We start from the raw sequence: 2,442 nt of genomic DNA, 5'->3' as shown, positions 1-2,442 counted from the left end.
CTCTTCGCCCCCGCGATGTCGCCAAAGCCAAGGCGCTATTGAAGGAAGCCGGCGTTACTCCGCCGGTGAATGTCGATTTCATGGTGCCAAAGGGCGCCGAAACCGAGGCCGTTGCACAGGTGATCCAGGCGATGGCGGCGGAGGCCGGTTTCGACATGAAGATCAGGGTCACCGAGTTCGCGACCTCGCTGAAGCAGGCCGAAGCCGGCGAGTACCAGGCGTTCATGCTCGCATGGAGTGGCCGTATCGATCCGGACGGCAATTCGTACGTCTTCCTCAAGACCGGAGCGCCGCAAAATTACAGCGCCTGGTCCAATGCCGAAGCCGATAAAGCGCTCGATGGCGCGCGCCTTGTGACCGAGCAGGCGAAACGCAAGGCCATTTATGAAAACCTCACCAAAGTCGCGCTCGAAGAACATCCCATTCTCTACATCTACCATCGCCGAATTCTGATTGCGCACACGACCAAGCTTGAGGGTTACAAGCAGATGCCGGATGGACTAGTGCGTGTGATCGGGCTCAAGCTAAAGTGAGGACGTCCGGAGCCTCTTCGGTATTACGTCGCCAGTACGGCGCATTTTCGCGCTTCCCTTGCGCTTGCCCGGTTGCGACGAGACAGGCCCGGCTCGTGGCGCGCGTGACAACAAGCCGATGCTGAACTTTCTCGCCAAGCGCGTCCTTCAGCTGATTCCGACGCTGTTCTTTGTCTCGATCCTGATTTTTTCGTTACAGCACCTGCTGCCCGGCGATCCGGCGCTGGTGATGGCCGGGGAGGAACGCGACCCCGAGGCCATCGCCCATATCCGCGCGCAATATCATCTCGATCAACCGATTCCCGTCCAATACGTCTATTGGGTGAAAGGCGTGCTGCAGGGCGATTTCGGCGAGTCGCTGCGCATCAAGGTGCCGGTGCGCGAGCTGATCGAGCAAAAGCTGCCGGTCACCATTCAACTCGGGTCGATGGCGATCGTCATTGCCTTCCTGATCGGAATTCCCGCTGGGATCGTCTCGGCCGTGAAGAAGGGCACGGCCTGGGATTATGGCGCGAACCTGTTCGCGCTCTGGGGCATTTCGACTCCGAATTTCTGGCTCGGCATCATGCTGATCTTTCTGTTCTCGATCGAACTCGGCTGGCTGCCCGCCTCAGGCTATGTCCCTCTCTCCGAAAACTGGCGCGCCAGCATCGCCTCTACGATCATGCCCGCGTTTGTGCTGGGGAATGCGATCGCGGCAATCCTGATGCGGCACACGCGCAGCGCGATGCTGCAGGTGCTCGAAAGCGACTATGTCCGGACTGCTCGGGCGAAGGGCCTGTCCGAGCGGGCCGTCATCCTAAAGCATGCGATGCGGAATGCGCTAACGCCGGTGATTACACTTGGCGCGCTCGAACTCGGCACGCTTTTATCCGGCGCCGTGCTGACCGAGCAGATATTTTCGATTCCGGGGTTCGGAAAATTGATCGTCGATGCCGTTTTCAATCGCGACTACGCCGTGGTGCAAGGCGTCGTATTGGTAACCGCGACCATCTACATTGCGCTGAACTTGGTTGCCGATATCGCCTATATTCTCGTCAATCCACGGCTGAGGGATTGAGCGCATGAGCGACGCTGTTCTCGGCGCCATCCCAATCACCGCCTCCGAGAAGTTGGAGAGCCCGGCAAGGCGGGCGCTACGCCGATTGCTTCGGCGTAAAGGCGCGGTGGTCGGATTGGTGGTAATCGCGATGTTCATCGTGCTGGCGGTATTTGCGCCCCTGCTCTCGCCGTACGATCCCATCGCCACGAGTTGGACGCTGGTTCGCAAGCCGCCCTCGATGCAGCATTGGTTCGGTACTGACGACCTCGGCCGCGACATCTTCGGACGGGTGATCTATGGCGCCCGCGCTTCGCTGACAGCGGGCGTGATCTCGGTCGGGATTGCGCTGCTGATCGGCGTGCCGCTCGGGCTGCTGTCGGGCTATCGCGGCGGCTTCATCGACGCCCTGATCAGCCGGATCACCGATGCCATGCTGGCGTGTCCCTTTCTGATCCTCGCTATTGCGCTGGCGGCGTTTCTCGGCCCGAGCCTGGGCAATGCGATGATCGCCATCGGTATCTCGACGACGCCAAGATTCGTGCGGCTTACCCGCGGCCAGGTCATGAGCGTCAAGGTCGAGGACTACATCGAGGCTGCGCGGGCGATGGGCAATCCGCGCTGGCGGATCGCGCTGTTTCATATCCTGCCTAACATCATGCCCGCGCTGCTGGTACAGGCGACGCTGTCGATCGCGGCCGCAATCATCGCTGAGGCAGCGTTGTCGTTCCTGGGGCTCGGCCAGCAGCCGCCCGCGCCATCGTGGGGCAGCATGCTGAACACCGCCCAGCGCTTCCTCGCCCAGGCGCCGTGGATGGCCTTCTGGCCCGGCTTCGCGATCTTCTTCGCCGTCCTGTCCTTCAACCTCTT

At 61.2% G+C, this 2,442-nt stretch carries 3 protein-coding genes; all 3 read left to right on the top strand.

Features of this window, described 5'->3' with window-relative positions; genetic code table 11:
• On the top strand, positions 1–533 hold a 533-nt coding region (locus VJV58_RS09475), incomplete at its 5' end, for an ABC transporter substrate-binding protein (protein WP_324137082.1).
• Between the two features lie 118 nt (positions 534–651).
• Complete coding sequence (locus VJV58_RS09470) at positions 652–1,593, top strand: ABC transporter permease (protein WP_324137081.1); 942 nt, start codon at positions 652–654, stop codon at positions 1,591–1,593.
• Positions 1,594–1,597: 4 nt separating this feature from the next.
• The coding region (locus VJV58_RS09465; protein WP_324137080.1) for an ABC transporter permease at positions 1,598–2,442 on the top strand (845 nt) is incomplete at its 3' end.

Source organism: Bradyrhizobium sp., from assembly GCF_035273305.1.
Taxonomy (GTDB): Bacteria; Pseudomonadota; Alphaproteobacteria; order Rhizobiales; family Xanthobacteraceae; genus Bradyrhizobium.
The sequence above is the reverse complement of the archived record's forward strand: the minus strand, read 5'-3'. Positions and strand labels throughout refer to the sequence as shown.